The following is a 25,469-nucleotide window of genomic DNA, read 5'->3' as shown; positions in this document are numbered from 1 at the left end:
ATAATTATTGAAATTAAAAGATATTGCACATGAATTAGATATAAAATGTGATAGTGATGTTGAAATAAGTGGATTGAGTACTTTACTTGATTCTACATCAAATGAATTAACATTTTTAGAAAATAAAAAATATGTAAATGATTTAGAAAAAACTACTGCAGCAGCTGTTTTAGTAAAAGAAGAATTTATATCTAAAGTGCCAGAAAATACTATTGCTTTAGTTTGTGATGAGCCTTATATAAAACTAGCACTTGCTTCAAAACTATTTGCACCAAAAGTTGTAGAAACAGATGGCTTAGATTGTGTAGTAGGTGAAAACTGTACAATTATGCCAAATGCTTATTTAGGTAAAAACTCTAAAATAGGCAATAACTGTACAATAATGAGTGGTGCTTATATTGGTGATAATGTAAAAATTGGAAATAATACTATCATTTATGCAAATGTTACCGTTTACAGAGATTGTAATATAGGTAATGATTGTATAATCCACTCTGGAACAGTAATTGGAAGTGATGGCTTTGGTTTTGCACAAAATAGAGGAAAATACATAAAGATTTATCAAAATGGTAATGTAGAAGTTGGCAATGATGTAGAAATTGGAGCAAACTGTACAATAGATAGAGCTGCTTTTAAATCTACAATTATAGGTGATGGGGTAAGGCTTGATAATCTAGTTCATATTGCCCATAACTGTAAACTTGGAACAGGATGTATATTAACAGGACAAGTTGGACTATCAGGCTCTACAACACTTAATGAATATGTTATTATGGGTGGACAAAGTGGAACTGCAGGACATTTAGAGATTGCACCATTTACTACAATTGCAGCTCGTGGTGGAGTAACTAAAAGTATTACAGAGCCTAAGAAACAGTGGGCTGGTTTTCCTTTAATGGAACATAAGATATGGTTAAAACTACAAATTAGAATTTCAAAATTATTAAAATAAAGGGTCTCAAATAGTTAAAAAAATATTATCCTTAATATCACTATTTATAATAGTATATTTTGAGTATGCAACAATTGTATCAGATAAGGCAACAGTTGGGCAAATAGGCTCTATTTTTGCAGTGTATTCACATACTTATTTTGGGTATTTATCATATGTTTATCTTTTTTTATTAGTATATCCGTTATATAAAATAAACTTTATACAAGAAGAGAGTAGAGAGTATCTAAAATATTTTGGTGTATTTACATTTCTTTTGTCAGCTTTGATTTTACAATCATTAATTTTTACAAAAAAAGATATATATTCAGGAGTTATTGGAAATAGTATAGTTGACACACTATACCCTTTTGTTGGATTTGCAGGATTATGGTTATTAGTTCTAATAGGATTTTTAATAGTATTTTTAATATTTATTGATGGAAAAGAGATAAAAAAGCTAGATGTGCAAAAAATAGCTTCAAATATTAAAAAAGATGTGGTTTTATTTCAACCAAAACCTTCAGAATCTAAAAGAGAAAAAAGAAGAGAAGAGAGACTTACTGTAAAAGAAGTAGGTGACACTGCAGAAATATTAATCATGGAAACTTCTTCTGATGAGAAAAAGAGTAAAAAAGAGAAGCCAGTTGAAGAAAAAATTACTGAAAACAGTGAAGAAAAACACTCTATAATCGTAGATGAATTAGAGGAAAATAAAAAGCTACAAGATGAAATTGAAGTTGGAGAGTCTGAAAAACCAAAAGACTTTAAACTTCCTAGTAGCAACTTTTTTCAAACTCCTGCAAAAGTCTCTACTTCAAAAATAAATGAAGATATTATTGATAAAAAGATTGCTGATTTATTAGAAAAATTATTAATGTTTAAAATAGAAGGTGATGTTGTAAGAACTTATACAGGACCTGTTGTTACAACATTTGAGTTTAAACCAGCACCCCATGTAAAAGTATCAAAAGTATTAAACTTACAAGATGATTTAGCAATGGCTCTTAAAGCTGAAACAATTAGAATTCAAGCTCCAATTCCAGGAAAAGATGTAATAGGTATTGAAGTTCCAAATGAAAATATGCATGTAATTTATATAAAAGAGTTACTTGATAGTGAAATATTTAATAAAGCCGCATCTCCACTTACTATGATTTTAGGTAAAGATATTGTTGGGAAGCCTTTTATTACAGACCTTAAGAAACTTCCTCATTTACTTATTGCAGGAACAACTGGTTCTGGAAAGTCAGTTGGTTTAAATGCAATGATTCTTTCACTTTTATATAGAAATTCACCTGATAATTTAAAACTTATTATGATAGATCCAAAGATGCTAGAGTTTTCAATTTATAATGATATTCCACATCTTTTAACTCCAGTTATTACAAAACCAAAAGAGGCTATTTTAGCCCTATCAAATATGGTTTTAGAGATGGAAAGACGTTATACTCTTATGTCTCAAACTAAAACAAAAAACATAGAAAACTATAACGAAAAATCTAAAAAAGAGGCATTTGATCCTTTACCTTATATTGTTGTTATTATTGATGAGTTAGCAGACCTTATGATGACAAGTGGAAAAGATGTAGAGCTATCTATTGCTAGACTTGCACAAATGGCAAGAGCAAGTGGTATTCACTTAATAGTCGCAACTCAAAGACCATCTGTAGATGTTGTTACAGGATTGATTAAAGCAAACTTACCAAGTAGAATTTCATACAAAGTAGGGCAAAAAGTAGATTCTAAAATTATTTTAGATGCAATGGGTGCTGAATCACTACTTGGACGAGGAGATATGTTGTTTACACCTCCTGGAAGTTCAGGGCTTGTAAGACTTCATGCTCCATGGTCAAAAGAGGATGAAATAGAAAAAGTTGTAGACTTCTTAAAATCACAACGAGAAGTTGAATATGACATGAATTTTGTAAAAGATAAAGAAGGAACAGGTACTGCTATTTCTAGTGGTGATATGTCAGCGTTAGATGAACTTTATGAAGATGCAAAAGAGGTTGTATTAAATGACAAAAAAACTTCTATATCATATATACAAAGAAAACTAAGAATTGGTTATAACAGAGCTGCTACAATAGTCGAACAATTGGAGATGACAGGCGTTTTATCTGAGGTAAATGCAAAAGGTAATAGGGATATCTTACTTTAGGGCTATAATTAATAAATAATACGTAAATTTTATTATTATTTTAATAATGATTGTGTTATTATATTAATTATATTAAGAGTAAGAAGGAGTATGTTATGAATACAAGTATTGTAGGAAGACACATAGAATTAACAGATGCGATAAAAGACTATGTAAATAGTTCAGTAGAAATTTTTAAAAAGTATAACTTAGATATTATTTCAGTTAATTCTATTATTGATAAAGAAGAGAGAAACAGTAAGCCTGTATTCGTTTTTGAATTTACATTAAATGTAGCACATTTAGATACAATTGTTGTAAAACAAAAAGATAAAGATTTATACACAGCAGTTGATATTGCAGTTGATAGAGTTTCAAAAGTTTTAAGAAGACATCATGATAAAGTAAGTGCTCACAAAGCTACAAAGCTTACAGAGGTTGTTTCAACAGAAATTGAAGATGCAATTGCAGCTGAATTAGATAAATTTGAAAGTGAAATTATTCCAGTAAGATTAGCTTCATATAAGCCAGTAGATATTGAAGAGGCATTAACTGAACTTAAAGGTTCTAGTGCTGTATTTAAAGTTTTCTATGACAAAGATGATAATATGAGAGTATTATATAGAACAAGTGAAGAAGGAAAATTTGGTTTATACTAAAATTTTTTAGAGAATTATTAAAAAAGGGTGTTAGTCTTGTGGCTAACGCCCTTTTTTTTGTTATAATACGAAATTGAAAAAATTAGGACATAGATGCAAGCAGTTAATAGTAAAGATGAATTAAAGAAAATAGCTTTAGTTGGACAGCCAAATGTTGGTAAAAGTTCACTTTTTAATAGAATAGCAAAACAAAGAATAGCCATAGTATCAGAACAAGCAGGTACTACAAGAGATGTAAGAAAACATGAAGTAGACATATTTGATAAAAAAGCATTGATGTTAGATACCGGTGGTATAGATGAAACAAATGATGCAATCTTTTCAACAGTAAAAAGAAAAGCTGTAGAGACTGCAAAAGAGGCTGATATAATACTTTTTATGGTAGATGGTAAAAAGCTTCCAGATGATAAAGATAAAGAATTATTTTATGAGCTTCAAGCCTTAGGAAAAAAATTAGCATTAGTCGTAAATAAAATTGATAATGATAAAGAAAAAGAGAGACTTTGGGATTTCTTTGAATTTGGTATTAAAGATGAAAATCTTTTTGGAATATCAGTTTCTCATAATAGAGGTACAAAAGATTTATTTGATTGGATTTATAATGTCTTACCAGAATTACCAGAGAGTGAAATCATAAAAAACAGAGAAATTTTAGGTGATGATGAAGAGTATGCAGAAGGCGAATATCCTTTAGAAGATGAAAAGATTGTTGAAGAAGTTGATGATAATAATATTAAAGTAGCCATTATAGGTAGAGTTAATGTTGGTAAATCATCTATTCTTAATGCTTTAATAGGAGAAGAGAGATCTGTTGTCTCACCAATAGCAGGGACAACAATAGATCCTGTTGATGAGTCCTTTGAGTATAAAGATAAAAATATCACTTTTGTTGATACTGCTGGATTAAGAAGAAGAGGAAGTATTGAAGGAATTGAAAAATTTGCTTTAATGAGAACAAAAGAGATGCTTAAAAAAGCAAATCTTGCTTTAGTGGTATTGGATGCTTCTTCTGAACTTGTTGATTTAGATGAAAAAATTGCTGGGCTAGTTGATGAATATGGATTAGGTACAATTATTGTTTTAAACAAATGGGATGAGAATATGGATACCTTCCAAAAAATACAAGAGACAGTTCGAAGCAAATTTAAATTTCTATATTATGCTCCAATAATTGCTGTATCTGCAAAGACTGGTAGAAGTATAGATAAACTAAAAGATAAATTAATTGAGATTCATGAGAATTATAGTCAAAGAGTCTCTACTTCTGATTTAAATAGAATTATTGAACATGCACTAGTAAGGCATGCTCTACCAAGTCCAAATGGGGCATACTTAAGAATATACTATACAACGCAATTTGAGACAAAACCTCCAAGAATTGCACTTATTATGAATAAGCCAAATTTATTACATTTCTCATATAAAAGATATTTAATTAATATTTTAAGAGAACAATTGAATTTTGAAGGAACACCTATTCATATTTTAACTCGTAAAAAAGGGCAAAGAGAAGAGGAAGAAGATACAGCTCAATAAACAAAAGGAGTTTTTTTGTTTAAAAATATTAAAAATGATGTTTTAGGTGGTATAACTGCTGCAGTTGTCGCTTTACCATTAGCTTTGGCTTTTGGAGTTGCAAGTGGCGCAGGTGCACAAGCTGGGATTTATGGGGCAATAATACTTGGTTTTTTTGCTGCACTATTTGGGGGAACTGCAACTCAAATATCAGGTCCTACTGGTCCTATGACTGTAATAATTGCTGCTGCAATTGTATCTTTCCAAAATGATTTAGCATCTGTAATGACAGTAATATTTTTAGCTGGATTAATTCAAATATCATTTGGGTTTTCAGGTATTGGTAAGTGGATTAAATTTATTCCTTACCCTGTTATTTCTGGTTTTATGTCAGGAATTGGGGTTATTATTATAATCTTACAAATCAACCCTTTTTTAGGAGTTGATGGTTTTGGTTCAGTTATTCAAACCCTAGTTGAGATTCCAAACACTTTACATTTAGCCAATGATGACTCTTTAGTAATTGCATATATTACTTTAATCATAATGTTTTTAACACCTAAAGTAATAACAAAAATTATACCTTCTGCTTTAATTGCACTTATTGTCATGACAATTTTTACAATCTATTATGGCTTTGAGGTAAAAGTTATAGGGGAAATACCAACTTCTTTACCAGAGTTTGTTCTTCCTTTTAATTTTGATGTTCTTAAATTAAGTGATATATTGATGTATGCAGTTACCTTGGCACTTCTAGGAACTATTGATACCCTTTTAACTTCATTAGTTGCTGATTCCATGACAAAAACTAAGCATAGACCAAACAAAGAGTTAATAGGGCAGGGTATTGGAAATACACTTTGTTCATTTGTTGGTGGAATACCAGGTGCAGGTGCAACCATGAGAACTGTTATAAATATAAAAAGTGGTGGTAAAACAAATATTTCAGGAATGACTCACTCAATTATGCTTTTGATAACAGTAGTATTTTTTGCAAAATATGCTGCACAAGTACCTTTAGCTGTATTATCTGGGATTTTGATAAAAGTTGGTGTTGATATTATTGATTATAGATTTTTTAGAATTATGAAAGTTTTACATAAAAATGATTTACTAATCATGATTACAGTATTACTTTTAACTGTATTTGTAGATTTGATTATGGCTGTTGGTGCAGGTATTACATTTGCTGCAATATCGGCTGTTTACAAAATATCTAAACAGACAAGAATACAAACAATAAAATCTTTTAAAGATAGTCCTTTTGATATAGATATTGACAATTATGATATAAGAATATTAAAAATTGATGGAGCATTTTTCTTTGGAAGTGCTATGTTACTAGAGCGAAGAATAAAAAAAGTTTTAAGAGCTAAACATATTATTATTGATTGTAAAAATATACCTTTTTTAGATATCTCAGCAATTATTACTATAGAAGAGACGATAAACTTACTAAATGAGTATGGTATAAAGGTTTCACTTGTAGTAAAAGAGAGAGATAGAAGAAGACTTGTTAAAATTGAAGATAGTGAACTATTCAAAAGTATCAAAATATATAAAGATATAGATTTAGCAATAAATGAGATACAAAAAGAGAAGTTGCATATAAATGAATAATATTATTTTATTATCAAATGTAAAATATGATGGTGTTACTAGTCTGCCTGTCTTCGATATTGAGTATTTAGATATAAAAATTGACTTAGAAAAATATGATTCATTGATATTTACTTCCAAAAATGCTATTTATGCCCTTGATAAATTAAATATGCCCTGGGAAAAATTAGATTCATATGCAATTGCAGAAAAAACTTCAAATATTTTAAAAAAATATAACTCAAAAGTAGTCTTTACTGGTACTCATTCACATGGTGATGAGTTTGCTTATGAGTTGATTCCTTTATTAAAAAATAAAAAAGTTTTATATGTAAAGGGTGAAAAGAGTGTTTCAAAATTATTTAATATCTTAAAAGATAACAAAATAAACATAGATGAACTTACGGTATATAAAACAATATGCAGTAAAAAAGAGTTTAAAGCCCCTTCTTTACACTCAATTATTATATTTACTTCTCCTTCATGTATAAAATGTTTTTTTGATAAAATAGCTTGGAATGAGACATATAAAGCTATAGTCATAGGAAAAACAACGGCAAAATATATGCCAAAAAATATAGAATATAAAATATCTCCTATTCAATCAATTGACTCTTGTATTGAACTAGCAAAAAAATTTCAATAAAATTAATCTTTAATTCAATCATAATTAGGTAAAATAATATTATCTAAGTAGTTCGGGATTTCCATTGTTGAGGGTCCGATACTGTTTTTTTGTGCGTAATGTAATTATTTGGTGTGAAGCGTTTACTTTTAGTATTTCTGCTCCTAAAATATAATTCTTATGTGCTAGTGTTGGCTTTTAGGGCCGGTTTGATGGTTAACGGCTACTTGGAAACTTACAACTTTAAGGAAAATCATAGTGAATATTTTAATACTTGGTAGTGGAGGTAGAGAATACTCTATTGGATTAGCTATATATAAAGAGAATAAACACAATATATATTTTATGCCAGGAAATGGCGCAACTGATAATTTAGGTACTAATATAAATATAAAAGATTATAACGAATTAGCTTTATGGGCAAAAGAAAACAGTATTGATTTAACAATTGTAGGACCAGAAGCTCCTTTAGTAGATGGAGTTGTAGATATTTTTAAAGAGAATGATTTAACTATATTTGGACCAAGTGCAGCAGCTGCTAGACTTGAAGGTTCAAAAGTTTATATGAAAAATATATTAAAAAAATATAATATTCCAACAGCAGCATTTATAGAAACAAGTAATGAAAATGAAGCTCATAGCTTCATTGATGATATGAACAAAACACCAATAGTAGTAAAAGCAGATGGTTTGTGTGCAGGAAAAGGTGTAATTATAGCTCAATCAAAAGATGAAGCTAAGCAAGCTGTTTCAGATATGCTTAGTGGTGAATCTTTTGGAGATGCAGGAACATCAGTTGTTGTTGAAGAGTTTTTAGATGGATATGAGTTATCTATTTTTGCCATTTGTGATGGTGAAAATTATAAAGTATTACCAGCTGCACAAGATCATAAGAGAATAGGGGATGGGGATACTGGGCCAAATACAGGTGGAATGGGCGCATATGCACCAACCCCTTTAGTAAATGATGATATTTATAAAAAAGTTGAAGAGAGAGTTATTAAACCAACTCTAGAAGGTATGAAAAATGAGGGTGCTCCTTTTGAGGGTGTTCTTTTTATTGGTGTAATGGTTGTAGATGGTGAACCAATTATTTTAGAATATAATGTAAGATTTGGTGATCCAGAGTGTGAAATAATAATGCCGTTACTTGAAACTCCTGTTTCTGAACTTTTTTATAAGGGTGCAACAAAAGATTTAAAATCTTTAGATATCAAGATTAAAAATGAATTTGGTGTTGGTGTTGTTATGGCTAGTAAAAACTATCCATATAGTTCAAGTGAAGCAGCAGAAATTATTGTTGATGATATAGTTGATGGAGATATTTTAAATAATACACATATCTCATATGCCGGTGTTGAAAAAGAAGATGACAAGCTTTTTGCAACAGGTGGAAGAGTTTTAGTATGTGTTGGCTTTGGTAAAAGCATAAAACAAGCAAGAGATAGAGCATATGCGTTATGTGGGCAGGTTCATTTTGCTGGCAAAAAATGTAGAACAGATATCGCATATCAAGCACTAAAGTAGTTTTATGACTCAAAAGAATGATATGAATAACTTGCAACTAGCTACAATTAATTCAAGAATTAAAGCATTTATAATTGATGATGTGTTAATCACGTTGATTGTATTGATTATTTTTTGGGATACAATTTCTAAAAATGATAGTGATTTAACTACGGTTTTAGTTTTAATGAATGAGTTTGTTTTACAGGTATTAGTGTTGAAGTTTATCTATCAAACATTTTTTGTATGGTATTATGGTGCAACTGTTGGTAAAATAATAGCAAAAGTAAGGGTTGTTGACTTTGATGACCTTTCTAGAGTTAATTTAATCCAATCAGCTTTAAGATCTTTTGGTAGAATCTTAAGTGAAATGTTTTTTTATATAGGGTTTATATTCTCATTTTTTAATGATGGTAGACAAACATTTCATGACAAAATTTCAAAAACATTGGTTATAGATGCGTAAATTATTTTTAATTTTGCCAATACTTATTGGTACACTCTTTTCAAAAGAGTTAAAAAACGAAAGACTTCAAATATTATCAAATGATTTAAATAGTAAAGAGAATATAGTTATTGCAAAAGGTGATGTTGTTATATTTTCTCCTAAGTATTATATATCTGCTCAAAAAGTAATTTATGACAAAGAAAAGGGGACATTAGAACTTTTTGATGATGTTGTAATTTTAAAAGACAATCTTGTTCAAACACAAAGTGACTATGCATTTATGGATTTAAATGAAGAAAGCTTAACTCAAAATCCGATTCTTTTGTTGGATAAAAAATCTGAAGTATGGATTACTTCAAATAATGCAAATAAGCAAGAAAACTTTTATCATTTTAAGAATTCTATTATGTCAAGTTGTGATTGTATTGATCCTGCTTGGAATATAAGAGTTACAAGTGCAGATTATGATACCCAAGATCAATGGCTGGATGTTTATAATGCTAGGCTTTATATAAAAGATGTACCAGTTTTTTATACCCCTTACTTTGGTTTTTCAACAGATACTACAAGAAGAACAGGTCTTTTACGACCTACCGTAGGATACTCATCTTCTGAAGGGTTTTTATACTCTCAACCAATCTTTATAGCTCCTGCTGATGATTATGATATAGAGCTTGTTCCTCAAGTTAGACTAAATAGAGGATATGGATTATCAGCATATTATAGATATGTTGATTCAGAGTATTCTAGTCTTGAAATTGGAGCAGGGTTTTTTAAAGAGAATAGTGAATATGTATCAAAAAATTCTTTAGAGAATGAAAAACATTATGGATGGAGTTTAGACTATACAAGAAGTAAACTTCTAAGTGGTAAAGAGAGTGAAGATGGATTATTTGCAAAAATAAAGTGGATTAATGATATTGAATATTATAATGTTGAAGACTCTACTCATAAAAGTTCAACAATAGAGAAAAAAATAGAATCAAAGATTAATTATTATTATAAAAACAATGATTATTACCTTGGAACCTATTTACGTCATTATTTAGATACAGACCTTTCATCAAATGATACAACTTTACAGCAACTACCACAAGTTCAATTGCATTCTTTTGCTGATAACTTCTATTTAGATAAACTTTTGTATTCAGCAGATTTACAAGTGACTAATTATACAAGGCAAAATGGCTTAGAAGCTGTTAAGACAGATCTCACTGCACCACTATCTTATAGTTTTTCTTTTTTTGATGATTATATAAAGTTAATTTTACAAGAAGAAATTTCTGTATCAAAAATAGAGTATGATAATGGAACAACAAATTATGAGAATGCAACATTTATTGAAAATAGACATAAAATTTCTGTAAATAGTAATCTAATTAAAAAATATGAAACAGGAATACATACTATTAATTTTAATACAGATTTTGTAATTCCAAATGTTGTAAAATCAAAAGGTGATATTTATCCTTTATCTAATACATCAAGTGAATTATCTCCTTTCCCCCTATCACAAACAACAAAAACTATAACTTTTGCAATAAATCAATCTTGGACTGATATTGAAGATTTAAAAGAGATAATTAATCATAAAATCAGTCAATCAATTATTTATGATGATTTTAATAATACAAAATTAGGTGATTTAGAAAATGAAATTAGATATAACTATTTTCTTGGAAGTATAGCAAATAGAATTATTTACAGTAATTTAGATAATAAAGTAACTGAATCATCAACAAGTTTTTCTTTAAATTATGAAAACTATTTTTTTAGGGCAAGTCATTATTTATCAAAAAATACAGCAAACTCAGGAAAAGAGGAATTAGAATCATATGCTGTAGATACTGGATTTACTTTTTATAAGGATTATAGTTTATCATATAACGAAAACTATAATATTAAAGATAAAATTAGAAATAAACAAGCTTTTGTTTTTGGTATTAATGATAAGTGTTGGAGTTTAGATTTATCTTTTGAGAAGTCAATTACACCAACTGCTTCAACAACTGCAAACTCTATTAAGCAAGATATAGTTTACTTAGAGTTAACATTAAAACCTTTAGGTGGCTTAAAACAAGCATATATGGTTAAAGAGGAAAAATAATTGGATTTTGAACTTAAATGTAGTGGTAGTAAAATATATTTCAAAGATAGAGAAGATGCTGCAAATAGACTAATAGAGGTTTTACCAATTGAAAAGATGAAACTAGAAGATTGGATAGTTGTTGCTTCTTCTTATGGTGGTTATTCAATTGCTAAAACCATTGCAAAAAAATTAGATGCACAATATAAAATACTCTTTACAGAAAAAGTTGTAGCGCCACATAATGAAGAGTGTGAAATTGCAATTGTAACAGAGAGTGAAGAGGTTGTAATTCATGAAGAATTAGCAAGATCTTTTGATTTAAGTTTAGATTTTATTTTTTCAAAGTCAAAATATGTTTATGATAGTATGATTTTAAATAAGTTAAGTAAATTTAGATCAGGAGAAAGAATAAAAGATATAAAAGATAAGAATATTCTTCTTGTTGATGAGGGGTTAAATACAGGTCTTACAATGATGGCTTGTATTAAAACAGCAATAAATTTAGGTGCTAAGTCAGTTTCAGTTGCAATTCCAATACTGCCAAATGCCAGTATACAAACTATTGAATCTATTGCTGATGATTTGTATTATGTGAAAAGTTTAGATCATTTTATCTCTATTGATTATTATTATAACAACTTAGAAGAGATAACGTTTGAAGATATTAAAAATATAAAGGATAAATAATTATGTCAACTGTATGTGAGTTCGAATTAAATGGAAAAGAGGAAATATTTGAGTTTAATAAAGTTGCAAAACAAGCAAATGGCTCTGTTTTAGCAAAATGTGGTAAAGCAGTTGTTTTAGCAACAATTGTTAGTGAGTTTGATAATCCTGTTTCTGAAGATTTTACTCCATTGACTGTTCAATATATAGAAAAAACATATGCTGCTGCAAAGATGCCAGGTGGTTTTTTCAAAAGAGAGAGTAAACCAAGTGAATTAGAGACTTTAACTTCAAGAATTATAGATAGAAGTTTAAGACCACTATTTCCAAAAGGTTATGTTTATCCTACTACAATTACAGTTATGGTTTTAAGTGCTGATAAAGATGTTGATTTACAAGCATTAGCTTTAAATGCTGCTAGTGCTGCATTTTATACTTCTGATTTACCAGTTAAAAAATCAGTTGCAGGAGTTAGAGTTGCTAGAATTGAAGGTGAATATGTTATTAATCCAAACAGTTCAGATATGGAAAACTCAACTTTAGACTTATATGTTGCAGGTTCAAAAGATGAACTTCTAATGATAGAGATGAAAGCAATTTCATCTGAAGAAATGATTGAAGTTGACATTGAAGCATTTACAAAAGTACACAAAACAAATGAAATGAGTGAAGATGAGTTAGTTGAAGCAATAGGTGTTGCTCAAAAAGCACTTTATGAAGTTAATAGTACATATGAAAGTGGATTTGAAAATGTATGTAAAGAGATGAAAGAGATTGAATTAGTTGAATTTTCTATCTCAAAAGATTTAATTTCACATGTTCAAGAAAAATATTTAAATGATGTAAAAGATGCTGTAAAAAAATTAGCTAAAAGTGAAAGAGCAACAGAATTAAAAGATTTAGCAAAAAAGATTGCAGAAGATGAGTATTGTATATCAAACGAGCTTCCTTATTCAGATATTTATGAAGCTGTATCTATTGTAAAAAAAGATGTTGTTAGATCAATGATTGTAAATGAAAATGTAAGAGCAGATGGAAGAGGTTTACGAACTGTTAGACCTATATCAATTGAGACAAATATTTTACCTTCAGCTCACTCTTCTTGTCTTTTTACTAGAGGTGAAACTCAAGCATTAGTTGTGGGAACTTTAGCAGGTGCTAAAGATGGACAGATGTATGAAGTTTTAAATGAAAAATCAACTTCTATGGAAAATTTCATGGTTCATTATAATTTTCCAGGCTTTTCAGTTGGTGAAGCAAAACCTATGTTTGGAGTTGGTCGAAGAGAGTTAGGACATGGAAACTTAGGTAAAAGAGCACTAGAAGCAACTATTGACAGAGATTTTGGAGAAACAATAAGATTGGTATCAGAAATACTAGAATCTAATGGTTCGTCATCTATGGCAACTGTATGTGGTGGTTCATTGGCTTTAAAAGCAGCAGGTGTTCCAATCTCAGGTTTAGTTGCTGGAGTTGCTATGGGTATGGTTGTGGAAGGCAATAAACATTGTGTATTAACTGATATTATGGGATTAGAAGATCATGATGGTGATATGGACTTTAAAGTTGCTGGTCCAAAGTCAGGTATTACAGCTTTACAGATGGATATTAAACTTGGTGGAATAGAGTTAGATGTTTTAAAAGAGGCTCTTTTACAAGCAAAAGAGGGTAGAGAACATATTTTAGAACTTATGGAAGCAGCGGCTGTTGATATCGTACCAAGCTTAGCACTGCCATTAATGGAACAATTTGCAATAGACCCAAGTAAAATCATGGTAGTTATTGGAAAAGCAGGTTCTACTATAAAAGAGATTATTGAAAAATTCTCTGTGTCAATTGATTTAGATAGAGATAGTGGTAATGTTAAAGTAGCAGGTGAATGTAAACAGAATGTTTTAGATGCTTGTGAACATATTAAAACTATATCAAATAATGCACCAGCAAGAAGACAAAGCGAAAAAATTATTTTTGATACTATATACAAAGAAGAAGAAGTTTTAGAAGGTATAGTGGAAAGAATTGTTGATTTTGGAGCATTTATGAAGCTTCCAAAAGGTGGTGAAGGTCTATTACATATCTCTAAAATATCAAAAGAGCGAGTTAAAAATGTAACAGATGTTTTAAGTGTTGGTGATAAAGTTGAACTAAAAGTGTTAAAAGTAAATAGAGATAGAATTGAATTAGCATCGGCTAATATTTAATTTTTATACTAAATTAATAGTTCTTTAGTTATTATTTATAAAATATTATTTTTTCGTATTAAGGAAATACTATGGCAAAACTTTTAATAGTGGATGATTCGACTATGTTAAGAGATATGTTAACATACGCTCTCAAGGAGGGTGGATATAGTGACGTTATTGCAGCAGTAGATGGTGTAGACGGTTTAGAGAAAGCAAAAGGTCACGAATTTGATTTGGTTATTACTGATGTAAATATGCCAAATATGGATGGATTAACATTAATTGGTGAATTAAGAAAAGTAGATAAATATAAAACAAAACCTATTTTAGTATTGACAACTGAAAGAAGTGATGATATGAAAGCAAAAGGAAAAGCAGCAGGTGCAACTGGTTGGATTGTAAAACCATTTGTTCCAGATCAATTACTAAAAGCTGTTAACATAGTTTTAAATAGATAGAAAGGTATTATAATATGGCTGGTTTTGATATATCAAAATATCGAGAGATGTTTTTAGAAGAAGCTGTGGAACTTTTCGAGTCTGCAGATAATGTTTTATTGGAAGCTGAAAATAATGGCTCACTTACAGATGACGAGATGGGACAACTTTTTAGGGATGTACATACCCTTAAGGGTAGTGGTGCTTCTGTAGAACTTCCATTATTTGCAGAGTTTACTCATGATGTAGAAAACATGATGGATAAATTAAGAAATCATCAAATAGTTTTTATCCCTGAAATGGCGGGTACGTTAATTGATGCAATGGATATAATGAAAGAGATTTTAGAGCTAGAAGTTGCAGAAGATATAACTAGAGAAACTTTTGAAGAAATGACATCTGAAATGCTAGTACAAATTAGAGCATATATTAATGGCGAGAATGTTTCAGCACAAGAAGAAGTTGTAGCAGTAGAATCTGAACCTATTCAAGAAGAGTCATCAGCAGAAGAAACTTCAAGTGATTTTGGAAATGAGGGTGTTTCTAGCTCATCATCAAATTCATATGGGATTTTTGAAGATGACTTCAATGAAGAAGAGAGTTTAGAAAATGACTCTTTTGGTTTCTTTAGTGAAGATATGAAAATTTCTAATTCTAAAGAGTATGACTATGATAATGAAAACTTTGGTTTCTTTGATGATGCAGAAGATATAACACCTGCTTCAACAATAAAAGTAAAAGTAGAAGAAGTTGAAGAAAAACCTACTCAAAAAGCTCAACAACCTGCAGCAAGTGCACCTGCTACAAAAGCAGTAGCACCAGCAAAAGCAGCAACGCCAGCAGCTAGTAGACCTGCTTCAAGAAATAGAGAAGAGAAAAAACCTGCTGTAACAAATAATATTAGAGTTAATCTTGATAAAATTGATTTATTAATGAATAATGTTGGTGATTTAGTAATTACTAATGCTATGCTTAAACAGTTTACTTCAACAATTGAAGATAATAAAGTACAAAACTCAGTATATGAAAGATTAGAACAACTAGAAAGACATATTAGAGATATGCAAGATTCTATAATGAGTATTAGAATGGTACCTATGGAATCTATTTATTCTAAATTCCCTAAAGTTGTTAGAGATATCTCTAAAAAATTAAATAAAAAAGTTGATTTCAAACATTTTGGTGATAATGTTGAAATTGATAAAGCAATGATTGAAGGATTAACAGATCCTTTAATGCATATTATTAGAAACTCTTTAGACCATGGAATAGAGACTCCTGAAGCTAGATCTGCCTCAGGTAAAAATGAAATGGGAGAGATTATCATCTCTGCTGAACAAGCAAATGGACAAATGATTATTACAATTGAAGATGATGGTAAAGGTATTGATGGAGATAGAGTTGCTCAAAAAGCTCTAGACAATGGACTAATTGACGAAAATCAATTCTCAAAAATGACTGACAATGAAAAAGCAATGTTAGTATTTGGAGCTGGAGTTTCAACTGCTGATCAAGTTACAGATATTTCTGGTCGTGGTGTTGGAATGGACGTTGTAAAAACAAATATTCATAAGCTTGGTGGTGCAATTAATTTAGATACAACAATGGGTGCTGGTACTACTATTACTATTATGCTTCCATTAACACTTGCAATTCTTGATGGACTAGATATTGCTGTTGGTGAACAAAGATATATATTACCTCTTAATTCTATTGTAGAATCTCTACAACCAACACATGAAATGATTAAAAAAATAGGTGATGGTGCACAAGACTTATTGATGCTAAGAGAAGAGTTTATCCCTATCGTAAAACTTCATAGTCTTTTTGGAGTAGAGCCTGCTTATCATAAACTTGAAGATGGAATGTTAATTGTTGTAAAACAAGGTAATACAAAAATTGCAATAGCAATTGATGAGTTCTTAAATCAATATCAAGTTGTGGTTAAACCTTTAGATAAAAACTTTAGACCTGTTCAAGGAATAGGTGCCGCGACTGTAAGAGGTGATGGTAGTATAGGATTAATTTTAGATGTATTAGGTATTATTAATGCACAAATTAAAAAAGAAAAAGAAATAGGGATTGTAAAAGCCTCTTAAATATGGACAATACTCTTCATTTACATGAAATAGTAAAAGAGTTGTTATACTCTTTTACAGGAATAACGCTTACTGAAAATAAAGATATTATGATTTCAAATAGACTTCATAAACTAAAGAGAAATGCCTTGTTTAATGGAACCTTGGATGAACTCTTGGATGCAATTAGAGAGGGTAATTATAAAACAGAGTTTATAAATGCTTTTACAACAAATAAGACTCATTTTTTTAGAGAAGAGTTTCATTTTGCAGATTTAAAAAATAGAGTTTTGCCAGAGTTATGTAAAAATAATCAAGAAATAAAATTGTATTGTTCTGCTTCTTCAACGGGAGAAGAACCTTATTCAATGGCAATGACTATTTTAGAAGCACAAGAAGAACTAGGTAAAAAAATAAATACATCAATTATTGCAACAGATATTGATACAAATGTTCTTCAATATGCTGCAAATGGTATATATCGATATTCAAAAAGTTCAAAAGAGTTCCCTTCTTGGTTAAAACCTCAAAAATATTTTAGAAAACGAGTTGAAAAGAACTTAGTTTCTGAAGAAATTTTAATAAAAGTAAAAGAAGAACTTCAAAGAATGATTAAGTTTCAAGTTATGAACTTAAATGATGAAAACTACCCTTTTGCTAAAAATCAGTTTGATGTAGTGTTTTGTAGAAATGTTTTAATATATTTTTCTTCAGAAGATCAAGAAAAAATTCTTTTTAAACTATTTAGGCATCTAAAAATGGGTGGAACACTTTATATTGGACATTCTGAAAGTCCTGGAAAACTTGAAGCATATGTAAAAAGAATAGGGCAAAACATTTTTATTAAAGAGAAGGAAATATCTTGGTAATATTAGGTCATAAAGATGGAAGTATAGAAAAAATTGCCAATAATCTATCAACTCAGACAATAAAAGGGTATAAAGCACACACTGTAATAGGTGGAGAGTTTGCCGTTAGTTCTGATAATTATGATATTGCTTTTAAAACTCTGCTTGGTTCTTGTGTTGCTATTATGTTTTATGATACAGTTAAAAAAATAAAAGCTATGAACCATTTTTTGTTGCCAACAACGAATAATTCAAATGAAGATATGAAATATGGACTTTATTCAGTTGAAGCGATGTTAAATGAAATGTACAAATTGGGTTGCTCGAAAAAAGATTTAAAAGCAAAAATTTCTGGTGGTGCTGATATTATGCAGCTAATGGCTACGAATAATAACTCAATAGGGCATAGAAACGTAGAGTTTGCAAAAGATTTTTGCAGATCTGAAGGATTTGAAATACTTTCAGAGCATACAAGAGGGGATCACGCAAGATTAATTTTGATGACTAATGAATTTGAAACATTTATAAAAGTTACTAGTAAAAATGAAACAGACTCTAAGGTTATTCAAGAGGAAAAATCTTTACAAGTGGAAATTACAAAAGCACCAGTTCTCAAAGAGTATGTTGGTGGTGTGGACTTATTTGGAAATGATCCAGAACCGGCTCCTGAGATGGATATAGAATTATTTTAAAAGGTATTTTATTATGTATACAGTAATTGTAATTGATGATTCATTATCGATGAGAAAAATTTTAAGAGATATAATTAATTCTATCGATGAATTTGAAGTTATTGATGAAGCTGTAGATGCTTTTGATGCCAGAGAGAAAATAAAAAAATATGAGCCAGATTTAGTAACTATTGATATTAATATGCCAAAAATGGATGGTGTAACATTCTTAAGGAACCTTATGAGGTTACACCCAATGCCTGCTGTTGTTATTTCAGGTGAGGGTGCAAGGGGAAATGATATCTTTGATGATGGGGCAGTGGGTTATATTGAAAAGCCAGCAAATGGTGAATCTATGGTAGCTTTTCAAGAAAGAGTAAAAGATAACTTACTAAATCTTACCTTTTTATTAAAAAGATATACATTAAAAAAACCAAAAGCAGAAGTTGAAACAAAAAAGAAAAGTAGTTTTGAAACAAGTGAGAAAATTCATCCAGATGCTTTACTTCCTTCTAATCCTGCAAGACTATCAGGTTCTAGAGTTATTGCTATAGGCTCTTCTACAGGTGGAGTAGAATCTCTTCTAAGAGTTTTTAAGTCTTTACCAAATAATTTACCTCCAATAGTAATTACTCAGCATATACCATATGGATTTTCAAGATCTTTTGCTCAAAGATTAAATAATGAATCGACACTTGATGTTTACGAGGCTGAAGATGGAATGAAACTTGAAAAAGGTAAAGCCTTTTTAGCACCAGGTAATATGCACTTAAGTATTGAAAAAAGAGGTAGTGATTATTATACAAAACTAATAGATGGTACAAGAGTTTCACATCATAAACCAAGTGTCAATATAATGTTTAGATCAGTAAATAATGTTATTGGCTCATCAGCAATGGCTATTATGATGACAGGAATGGGTGATGATGGAATGATTGCTATTAAAGAACTATTTGATAATGGTGCATATACAATTGCTCAAAGCGAAGAGAGTTGTGTTGTTTTTGGTATGCCTAAAAAAGCAATTGAAGCTGGAGCAGTAAAAGATATTGTACATTTAGAAGATATAGCGCAATATATGGTAGACTTTTCAACTAATAAAAAAAGATGATAAGTTTATTTTGATATAATATTTAGTATTGAAAACTATAATTTTCAAACTAAGCTATTGTGGTGTTCGATATTATCGATATTTTTGTTACTGTCAAGTTCCATTTACAATGCTTTCTTAGCTAGTATTAAGAAAAATTATTATTTCTTTTATGAAAGGTTTAGATTATATAAATGTTTAACTTTAAACGGGGTTAATCATGTCTAAATTTAAACTTCACTATTCCCCAAACTGTCCTATTGATATTTTCAATCATGCAAAACTTAACAACAATGAAAAGATGATATTTATTGTTATTCATAATATCATAGGCTCAAAAGAAAAGAAATGTATCTTAACAAACGAAGATATTGCAAGTGCTAGTCATACATCTTATAAAACAGTTGTACGAGCTATAAACAAATTAAGCCAAGAAGAGCTTATTTGGATAGATGTTGATAGAAAAAGAGCAGCAAACGATAAGAATGAAGCAGTAAGACACATCTATACTAACTATAAATATTACCTAGACAGAAACAAACAAAAGCCCCCTATTTTACGAATACCTAAGTTTAATTCAATACATCATTTTAGAAATTGGTGTAAACAGTTTGCCGTAGGTTTTGAGTGTACAGTTACCAAAGCAGATGGAGCAAAAACCCCTATTCTCATAAATGATAAAGGGCATATCGTAAATACTACTCTTAACAGAGAATATAACCCTACTAAAGAAAAAGAAACTATTTATTATATATGGGAAAAATTATATAAAAATCACGAAACAGTAACAAACTATGTTAAATCAAAACAAGAGGAGAAAAAAGATGTTAGATGATGAATTTATTGAGGAAAAAGTTATCCCGAATATAAAAAGAAGATTAACTACTGGTGTATGTTGGGAAGATGAAAAGAACCTAATCAATTTAAGAATTGAACTTGAAGAATTAGTCCACTACTTAGACAAGATAGGTATAAAAGTTGAAAATCAAAACAAGGAGAAAAAATGAGTAAAAATAATAGTTGGCTAGATTGGTTAGATAGTGGTTTAGATGTTGCAAAGGTTGTTGCTGGTGCAACGCCTATTGGTGCAGTTTTAAGCGTAGTTGATGCAGTAGTGGAAAAAGCGAATGACGGTATCTCAAACGATAGTGTTGTGGATATGCTTACAACTATGAGTAAAAGCACATGGAACTCTTTAGACCCTGAAAAGGTAGAGAGAATAAAAGCAATTTTAGAGGAGTAGAATATGCCTAAATGTATATCATGCAATGAAGAAAAAGAAGAGTTAAACGCAAACAATGTTTGCCCTGATTGTGAAGAAGAGATAGAGGAAGTAATCCAAAATGTTGAGAATACTAACACTAATAATTCTAATGATGATAAGAGTGTGGATAATAGTTCTACTCCTGACCTTCAAACACAAGTTAAAGAGCGTAATAAGTTGGCTGAAACTGCAAAGCAAGAATTAACACCCCCACCTCTTGAAGAGGAAGAAAAAAAAGAAAGTTCTATTTTTAAAAAATTTGGTTTTACAATTGGTATTGGTTGTATTTGTTTAGCTTGTCTAGGTATCTATCACACTAGAAAAGAGCCAAAACAAGAGCAAAACCCCCAAATTTCGTAATATGAGGTAATGAGAAATGAAAGAGAATGAGCAAGAGCAAGAGCAAAAGGGAACAGAAAATGAGTTCCCATTTGAGCAAGAGGAAGTAAAAACAAGTGATAAGCCTACAAGAGCAGAACTAGAACTTTTAACAAATAAAGAGTTAGCGAAGTTAGCAGAGCCTAAACAAGATAGATACTCTTTTAACAGCTTAAAAGGTAGAAGTAAACCTTTTCTTATAGATATTATCTTAGGTGTAAATGATGATGTTCCTGATGTGAACAAATCAAAAGCAAAAGCCCCTCACTCTTCTAGTGAAAGTGAGAATATGTTAAATGTTGGTTTAAATCTTTTACAATCTTTTAAGATGCAAAGAGAGGGACAAGAGGCAATACTAAACCCAATAGCTACTGAAATGTTCAAAAATTCAGCAGTTGCAAAAGTAGATGAAGCTAGAGCAGATGGAGTTCTAAAAACTGATAAATTCAATAATGTGATTTTAGGTATTAGTGCAACAGCTCTTGTAGTTGATGGCTTAATTGGTTTTAATAATGTTCCTACCCTATTCCAAAAAGTAAGAGCAAAATTTAGTAAAAAGGCTTAATATGTCAAAAGATGAAAAGTACGAAAGGTTTATAAAATTCATAGGTCATAAGAACAATGAAGTTTTAGCTAGATTCTTTAGAACATCACAAAGTAGTATTAAACGATATAAGAGTGGGGAAACTGTTATCCCTGATAGTGTTATATTGATTATAGATTTAAATGCAGAAATAGAGAACAAACAAAAAATGATTGATTCTCTAAATTTTGAATTGTCCGGATTGAACCAAAGAATTTATGATTTTAAGACAGCTCAGAAAAGGTTGTTTGATGTGTAAAGTTCATTTTGGTCTTCCTGGAGAAGTAGATCTTAACTGCAGCAAGTCCAAAACGGACTTATTTTGTCAGCTCGAGAAGTTACTAGGAGGCTCACTTTGCTTAAATCAGAATTTATAAGAGAAGTAAAAATAGATAGATTTAAAAGAAATTTAAATGATTTTTTATTTACAATTGATGATGATAGCATTGTGAATATCAATTTTGATATTACTAGTGCTAACGGTTTAGCTTTTATATATACTGCTTTAATTATTTATAAAGAAGATACAAAATGATACAAAATGAAATAAAAGGAATTATTGGAAAAAAAGGTTATGGAAAAACTAAGCTTACAGAAAAAGAAATGATTTTGACTGATAAGCCTACTATTATCCTTGACCCAAGATTCCAATATGAAGAAAACACTAGAAGAATAGTTTTTATGAGTGTATCTTCTTTTATTGCATGGATAACAAAAAGAGATAATTATAAAATCTTTATGCAGTATAAGTTGGAGTTAGTTGTAAGAGCTATTGATATAGAAGATGCAGAGCTATTAGCTCAAACAGTCTATAAGATGAAAAAGATATGTTTTGTGATAGATGAAATAGATATGTTCTTTGATACAAGAACAAACAAAAAAAGCTTTTTTAATCAACTGGTGCAATATGGTAGACATAACGAGATAGATATTATTTATACTTGTAGAAGACCTGCAAATATATCAAGAAACTTAACAGCTCTTACAGATATATTCTATTTTTCAAGATTAACAGAGCCTACGGATAAAAAGTATGTTAGCGATACTGTATCAAAAGATGCAGAGGATATAGTTGTAAATTTAGAAAAGTTTAGTTTTTATAGAATTGAAGATGAAAAAAAGGAGATAATCAAAACAACAGCTAAAGACTTAGCCATTTTATCGGCATAAAAAAAGGCTTTTAAGTGCAATTCCCCAAGCACACTTAAAAACCGTCTAAATAACCCTGACCAACATCACTCAATCAAGACTTACATTATAAAGGCTTAAGCCTTAAAAAACAATTTAAAGGAGGAGTTCATGACAATGAATTCTATAACAAAAGGTATGATGATAGGTTTAGCAGTAGTGCTAATTAGTGATGTAGCTGGGAAATATATCCCACAAGTGCAAGGAGTATAATATGCCAAAGTTTACTAAAACAGATTTAGGATTAGCAATCGGTGCTTTAGCTGGAATTATCATAGCTAAAAAGTATGTTAGACCAGTTATTCAAGGAGCATTATAATGGCAAATATTTTCCTTAAACCTGAAAAGAAAGTTCCATATAATGCAGGAACTCAAGAAAGTGTTGCATTATCAAGAAACTTTTTTGTACAAAACTTACTTTGTAAATTAAAAGTTACACATACTAACTCAAGTGCAGTTTTTAAAGATGAAGCACTTTACAGCTTAATCAACAATGTTGAAGTAGTTGCAAATGGTAGTTTAACTATTAAACAAATGCCTTCAAGTAAATTTCATATTACAAATTTGAAATCAACTGGTAAAAAAGGTAATCAATCAATTATCACAGCAGATGGAGCTGATAAAGAGTCTTATGTTTGGTTTATGATTCCTTTTTCTATGCCTAGAACTGTAAGAGCCCATGACACTATTTTAAATACTAAGTTATTCACAAACTTAGATTTAATTGTAAACTGGGGAAGTGATGCAACTATTGGAACTGGTATAACTGTAACAGATGCAGAAATTGAAGTTTATTCAAATGCTCTTGTTAATTTTACTGGAAATGATGCAAATACAACTGAAACACTTTTCAGAGAAACATCTGCTTCAAAAGAAGTTACTTCTTCAACAAATGAGATGACATTTGAATTACCAGTTGGAAAGCTATATAAAGCCTTAGATATTGTTGCAACAGTTGATGGAATTAGAAGTAATTCAGTAATCAATAACATTAAGATTCATTCAGGTACTACAACATTTGTAGATTTACCAGCCGAAGCAATAAGAGCTGGAAATGTTTTTGAAACTGGTTTAACAGTTCCAAGCGATTTAAATGGAATTCATTTAATTGATTTTATGCCTAGAGGTAGAGTTACTGATGCATTAAATACAAGTGGCGTTTACAATACTCTTACTGTTACTCTTGATGTTACTAAACAATCAGGGCTTAACAAAATTTTATTATTAAGTGAGACTTTGCAAAGCGTTCCTAAACCTGCGAAATAAGGAGTTATCATGGCTGGTAATTTCTTAGATGAATTTTGGCAATCAGTTTCAAAAGATGAAGATGGTAACAATAACCTGTTAGGAGAGTTTGGAAGTGATGGGAAGTATCATTCTACATACAATGCAATAGAAGATATTGTAAAAAATAAAATTAGAACAGTAGATGAAACAACACCAGAGCAACAAAATTTTGAAGCGTTGCAACAACAGCCTACTAGCTCAACAACGCCAACCATAAAAAAAGAATATCTTATTTATGGTGGCATTGCCTTAGTAGGTTTATATATTATGGGTGGTGCATAATGGGTATGTTTGGTGGTAGCTCAATGAGTACATCTTCTATTGTTTCAGCTATTGACTTTAGCCCAGTAATGAATATTGGAGATAGTAATAGTGCAGACTTTGAAAAAAGGTCCGAACAAAGTGCAACAGTTGCACCCAAACTTGATGAGAGCATGACAGCTTCAGCTTCAGTTGGTGTTGGTGTTGGTGGAGATGGAAGTGGTGGAACTGCTTCAACTTCAAGACTTCAAAATGAAAATATTCCAACAGCTGGAACAAGTGGGAATGTTTTTAAAGATAATCCAAACTTAATATATATAGTTGCTGGATTAGCTGGTGTTGGAGTTGTTAGCATGATGCTAGTTAAGAAGAAAAAGAAAAAGTAATGTTTTTACTTTCTAATTATGATTTTTTAGAAGAACTTGTCAAAGATGGACAAGCAATTCAAGAGCCATTTTTTAAAGATGGTTTTTGTATTGCTGATAAAAAAGTAAACCCAAATAGTGCCTATGTATTCATTTTTAAAGATGGTGTAATATGGGCTAAATATGGGTGGACTAAACATAAAAACAAAGCCTTTCTAAAATTTCATAAAGAAGTTGAAAACCTTATATTTTCTTTTGGTGTTCCTATTTTAAGAATAGGTAAAAATGATGATTTTAAAAATCACACAAAATACGTTGGAATACTTGATAATCAAAAAGTGTTCCAATTTAAAAGGAGTTACTAATGGGTGGAGGTGGAGGAAGTCAAAGCACTTACACATACACTACTTTAGATATTAAACCCGTAACCAATGTTGATATTGATACAAAAGTAATAGCAGATGCCATTGAAAATGGTAATGATATTGAACGAGTTAAATTAGCACTTGTAAAAGCTGGGTTAGAGCAAGAGCAACAAAAGCAACAGCTAGAAACTGCGAACTTTTTGCAAAAAACAAAAGCTCATGAACAACTAATGTTAGTTGGATTAATAATCGGTGGCTCTTACATATATAAACATTTAAAGAAAGGATAA

At 30.1% G+C, this 25,469-nt stretch carries 29 protein-coding genes; all 29 read left to right on the top strand.

Features of this window, described 5'->3' with window-relative positions; translation table 11 throughout:
* Positions 1-7: 7 nt before the first annotated feature.
* On the top strand, positions 8-952 hold the full coding sequence (lpxD, locus tag Q0617_RS04340) for a UDP-3-O-(3-hydroxymyristoyl)glucosamine N-acyltransferase (RefSeq protein WP_298750854.1): 945 nt from the start codon (positions 8-10) through the stop codon (positions 950-952).
* A gap of 103 nt (positions 953-1,055) precedes the next feature.
* Positions 1,056-3,095: a DNA translocase FtsK gene (locus Q0617_RS04335; protein WP_298751187.1), complete on the top strand. Its 2,040-nt coding sequence runs from the start codon at positions 1,056-1,058 to the stop codon at positions 3,093-3,095.
* Positions 3,096-3,190: 95 nt separating this feature from the next.
* Positions 3,191-3,733, top strand: coding sequence for a ribosome-associated translation inhibitor RaiA (raiA, locus tag Q0617_RS04330; RefSeq protein ID WP_298750852.1), 543 nt, complete (start codon positions 3,191-3,193; stop codon positions 3,731-3,733).
* Between the two features lie 93 nt (positions 3,734-3,826).
* Positions 3,827-5,269, top strand: coding sequence for a ribosome biogenesis GTPase Der (gene der / locus Q0617_RS04325; protein WP_298750850.1), 1,443 nt, complete (start codon positions 3,827-3,829; stop codon positions 5,267-5,269).
* Between the two features lie 15 nt (positions 5,270-5,284).
* Positions 5,285-6,868 carry a SulP family inorganic anion transporter gene (locus Q0617_RS04320; RefSeq protein ID WP_298750848.1) on the top strand — a complete coding sequence of 528 codons (1,584 nt, stop codon included), beginning with the start codon at positions 5,285-5,287 and terminating at the stop codon, positions 6,866-6,868.
* On the top strand, positions 6,861-7,493 hold the full coding sequence (locus Q0617_RS04315; RefSeq protein WP_298750846.1) for a uroporphyrinogen-III synthase: 633 nt from the start codon (positions 6,861-6,863) through the stop codon (positions 7,491-7,493). Before Q0617_RS04320 ends, Q0617_RS04315 begins: the two co-directional genes overlap by 8 nt.
* Before the next feature lie 237 nt (positions 7,494-7,730).
* On the top strand, positions 7,731-8,999 hold the full coding sequence (gene purD / locus Q0617_RS04310; RefSeq protein ID WP_298750844.1) for a phosphoribosylamine--glycine ligase: 1,269 nt from the start codon (positions 7,731-7,733) through the stop codon (positions 8,997-8,999).
* A gap of 4 nt (positions 9,000-9,003) precedes the next feature.
* Positions 9,004-9,444: an RDD family protein gene (locus Q0617_RS04305; protein WP_298750842.1), complete on the top strand. Its 441-nt coding sequence runs from the start codon at positions 9,004-9,006 to the stop codon at positions 9,442-9,444.
* Positions 9,437-11,533 carry an LPS assembly protein LptD gene (gene lptD, locus Q0617_RS04300; RefSeq protein WP_298750840.1) on the top strand — a complete coding sequence of 699 codons (2,097 nt, stop codon included), beginning with the start codon at positions 9,437-9,439 and terminating at the stop codon, positions 11,531-11,533. Before Q0617_RS04305 ends, lptD begins: the two co-directional genes overlap by 8 nt.
* The gene (locus Q0617_RS04295; RefSeq protein ID WP_298750838.1) at positions 11,534-12,202 is read left to right on the top strand and encodes a phosphoribosyltransferase family protein; all 669 of its coding nucleotides are present in this window, start codon (positions 11,534-11,536) and stop codon (positions 12,200-12,202) included.
* Positions 12,203-12,204: 2 nt separating this feature from the next.
* A complete protein-coding gene (locus Q0617_RS04290) occupies positions 12,205-14,382 on the top strand; it encodes a polyribonucleotide nucleotidyltransferase (protein ID WP_298750836.1) in 2,178 nt (725 codons plus the stop codon).
* A gap of 71 nt (positions 14,383-14,453) precedes the next feature.
* On the top strand, positions 14,454-14,822 hold the full coding sequence (locus tag Q0617_RS04285) for a response regulator (protein ID WP_298750834.1): 369 nt from the start codon (positions 14,454-14,456) through the stop codon (positions 14,820-14,822).
* Between the two features lie 14 nt (positions 14,823-14,836).
* Positions 14,837-16,900 (top strand): chemotaxis protein CheA, encoded by a 2,064-nt coding sequence (locus Q0617_RS04280; protein ID WP_298750832.1) that lies wholly within the window; start codon positions 14,837-14,839, stop codon positions 16,898-16,900.
* Positions 16,901-16,902: 2 nt separating this feature from the next.
* Positions 16,903-17,748 carry a protein-glutamate O-methyltransferase CheR gene (locus Q0617_RS04275; protein WP_298750830.1) on the top strand — a complete coding sequence of 282 codons (846 nt, stop codon included), beginning with the start codon at positions 16,903-16,905 and terminating at the stop codon, positions 17,746-17,748.
* Positions 17,742-18,419, top strand: a complete 678-nt coding sequence (locus Q0617_RS04270; protein WP_298750828.1) for a chemotaxis protein CheD — start codon at positions 17,742-17,744, stop codon at positions 18,417-18,419. Before Q0617_RS04275 ends, Q0617_RS04270 begins: the two co-directional genes overlap by 7 nt.
* Positions 18,420-18,432: 13 nt before the next feature.
* Complete coding sequence (gene cheB / locus Q0617_RS04265) at positions 18,433-19,509, top strand: chemotaxis-specific protein-glutamate methyltransferase CheB (RefSeq protein WP_298750826.1); 1,077 nt, start codon at positions 18,433-18,435, stop codon at positions 19,507-19,509.
* Between the two features lie 199 nt (positions 19,510-19,708).
* Positions 19,709-20,323, top strand: coding sequence for a hypothetical protein (locus tag Q0617_RS04260; RefSeq protein WP_298750824.1), 615 nt, complete (start codon positions 19,709-19,711; stop codon positions 20,321-20,323).
* Complete coding sequence (locus tag Q0617_RS04255) at positions 20,313-20,495, top strand: hypothetical protein (RefSeq protein ID WP_298750822.1); 183 nt, start codon at positions 20,313-20,315, stop codon at positions 20,493-20,495. The genes Q0617_RS04260 and Q0617_RS04255 overlap by 11 nt, the downstream gene beginning before the upstream one ends.
* On the top strand, positions 20,492-20,731 hold the full coding sequence (locus tag Q0617_RS04250) for a hypothetical protein (RefSeq protein WP_298750820.1): 240 nt from the start codon (positions 20,492-20,494) through the stop codon (positions 20,729-20,731). Before Q0617_RS04255 ends, Q0617_RS04250 begins: the two co-directional genes overlap by 4 nt.
* Before the next feature lie 3 nt (positions 20,732-20,734).
* A complete protein-coding gene (locus Q0617_RS04245; protein ID WP_298750817.1) occupies positions 20,735-21,112 on the top strand; it encodes a hypothetical protein in 378 nt (125 codons plus the stop codon).
* Between the two features lie 16 nt (positions 21,113-21,128).
* Entirely contained in the window at positions 21,129-21,695 is a 567-nt protein-coding gene (locus Q0617_RS04240) for a hypothetical protein (protein WP_298750815.1), read from the top strand.
* 1 nt (position 21,696) lies between these two features.
* Complete coding sequence (locus Q0617_RS04235; RefSeq protein ID WP_298750813.1) at positions 21,697-21,972, top strand: hypothetical protein; 276 nt, start codon at positions 21,697-21,699, stop codon at positions 21,970-21,972.
* A gap of 96 nt (positions 21,973-22,068) precedes the next feature.
* Positions 22,069-22,248 carry a sporulation protein Cse60 gene (locus tag Q0617_RS04230; RefSeq protein WP_298750811.1) on the top strand — a complete coding sequence of 60 codons (180 nt, stop codon included), beginning with the start codon at positions 22,069-22,071 and terminating at the stop codon, positions 22,246-22,248.
* A complete protein-coding gene (locus Q0617_RS04225) occupies positions 22,245-22,883 on the top strand; it encodes a hypothetical protein (protein ID WP_298750809.1) in 639 nt (212 codons plus the stop codon). Before Q0617_RS04230 ends, Q0617_RS04225 begins: the two co-directional genes overlap by 4 nt.
* 336 nt (positions 22,884-23,219) lie before the next feature.
* The gene (locus tag Q0617_RS04220) at positions 23,220-24,167 is read left to right on the top strand and encodes a hypothetical protein (RefSeq protein ID WP_298750807.1); all 948 of its coding nucleotides are present in this window, start codon (positions 23,220-23,222) and stop codon (positions 24,165-24,167) included.
* 9 nt (positions 24,168-24,176) lie between these two features.
* Positions 24,177-24,470 (top strand): hypothetical protein, encoded by a 294-nt coding sequence (locus Q0617_RS04215; protein WP_298750805.1) that lies wholly within the window; start codon positions 24,177-24,179, stop codon positions 24,468-24,470.
* Positions 24,470-24,835 carry an LPXTG cell wall anchor domain-containing protein gene (locus tag Q0617_RS04210; protein ID WP_298750804.1) on the top strand — a complete coding sequence of 122 codons (366 nt, stop codon included), beginning with the start codon at positions 24,470-24,472 and terminating at the stop codon, positions 24,833-24,835. Before Q0617_RS04215 ends, Q0617_RS04210 begins: the two co-directional genes overlap by 1 nt.
* Positions 24,835-25,179, top strand: a complete 345-nt coding sequence (locus tag Q0617_RS04205; protein WP_298750802.1) for a hypothetical protein — start codon at positions 24,835-24,837, stop codon at positions 25,177-25,179. The genes Q0617_RS04210 and Q0617_RS04205 overlap by 1 nt, the downstream gene beginning before the upstream one ends.
* Complete coding sequence (locus Q0617_RS04200) at positions 25,179-25,469, top strand: hypothetical protein (protein ID WP_298750799.1); 291 nt, start codon at positions 25,179-25,181, stop codon at positions 25,467-25,469. Before Q0617_RS04205 ends, Q0617_RS04200 begins: the two co-directional genes overlap by 1 nt.

It is taken from the genome of uncultured Arcobacter sp., assembly GCF_937982575.1.
Lineage (GTDB): Bacteria > Campylobacterota > Campylobacteria > Campylobacterales > Arcobacteraceae > Arcobacter.
This window is presented reverse-complemented; position numbering and strand designations above follow the sequence as displayed.

Excerpts from the sequence above, each read along its gene's own strand:
- Q0617_RS04220 (WP_298750807.1), top strand. The coding sequence starts at position 23,220 with ATGGCAAATATTTTCCTTAAACCTGAAAAGAAAGTTCCATATAATGCA.
- Q0617_RS04255 (WP_298750822.1), top strand. The coding sequence starts at position 20,313 with ATGTTAGATGATGAATTTATTGAGGAAAAAGTTATCCCGAATATAAAA.
- Q0617_RS04290 (WP_298750836.1), top strand. The coding sequence starts at position 12,205 with ATGTCAACTGTATGTGAGTTCGAATTAAATGGAAAAGAGGAAATATTT.
- Q0617_RS04275 (WP_298750830.1), top strand. The coding sequence starts at position 16,903 with ATGGACAATACTCTTCATTTACATGAAATAGTAAAAGAGTTGTTATAC.
- lptD (WP_298750840.1), top strand. The coding sequence starts at position 9,437 with ATGCGTAAATTATTTTTAATTTTGCCAATACTTATTGGTACACTCTTT.
- Q0617_RS04260 (WP_298750824.1), top strand. The coding sequence starts at position 19,709 with ATGTCTAAATTTAAACTTCACTATTCCCCAAACTGTCCTATTGATATT.
- Q0617_RS04205 (WP_298750802.1), top strand. The coding sequence starts at position 24,835 with ATGTTTTTACTTTCTAATTATGATTTTTTAGAAGAACTTGTCAAAGAT.
- raiA (WP_298750852.1), top strand. The coding sequence starts at position 3,191 with ATGAATACAAGTATTGTAGGAAGACACATAGAATTAACAGATGCGATA.
- Q0617_RS04305 (WP_298750842.1), top strand. The coding sequence starts at position 9,004 with ATGACTCAAAAGAATGATATGAATAACTTGCAACTAGCTACAATTAAT.
- Q0617_RS04215 (WP_298750805.1), top strand. The coding sequence starts at position 24,177 with ATGGCTGGTAATTTCTTAGATGAATTTTGGCAATCAGTTTCAAAAGAT.
- Q0617_RS04225 (WP_298750809.1), top strand. The coding sequence starts at position 22,245 with ATGATACAAAATGAAATAAAAGGAATTATTGGAAAAAAAGGTTATGGA.
- cheB (WP_298750826.1), top strand. The coding sequence starts at position 18,433 with ATGTATACAGTAATTGTAATTGATGATTCATTATCGATGAGAAAAATT.
- Q0617_RS04235 (WP_298750813.1), top strand. The coding sequence starts at position 21,697 with ATGTCAAAAGATGAAAAGTACGAAAGGTTTATAAAATTCATAGGTCAT.
- Q0617_RS04245 (WP_298750817.1), top strand. The coding sequence starts at position 20,735 with ATGCCTAAATGTATATCATGCAATGAAGAAAAAGAAGAGTTAAACGCA.
- Q0617_RS04280 (WP_298750832.1), top strand. The coding sequence starts at position 14,837 with ATGGCTGGTTTTGATATATCAAAATATCGAGAGATGTTTTTAGAAGAA.
- Q0617_RS04315 (WP_298750846.1), top strand. The coding sequence starts at position 6,861 with ATGAATAATATTATTTTATTATCAAATGTAAAATATGATGGTGTTACT.
- Q0617_RS04210 (WP_298750804.1), top strand. The coding sequence starts at position 24,470 with ATGGGTATGTTTGGTGGTAGCTCAATGAGTACATCTTCTATTGTTTCA.
- Q0617_RS04285 (WP_298750834.1), top strand. The coding sequence starts at position 14,454 with ATGGCAAAACTTTTAATAGTGGATGATTCGACTATGTTAAGAGATATG.
- Q0617_RS04240 (WP_298750815.1), top strand. The coding sequence starts at position 21,129 with ATGAAAGAGAATGAGCAAGAGCAAGAGCAAAAGGGAACAGAAAATGAG.
- Q0617_RS04250 (WP_298750820.1), top strand. The coding sequence starts at position 20,492 with ATGAGTAAAAATAATAGTTGGCTAGATTGGTTAGATAGTGGTTTAGAT.
- der (WP_298750850.1), top strand. The coding sequence starts at position 3,827 with ATGCAAGCAGTTAATAGTAAAGATGAATTAAAGAAAATAGCTTTAGTT.
- Q0617_RS04200 (WP_298750799.1), top strand. The coding sequence starts at position 25,179 with ATGGGTGGAGGTGGAGGAAGTCAAAGCACTTACACATACACTACTTTA.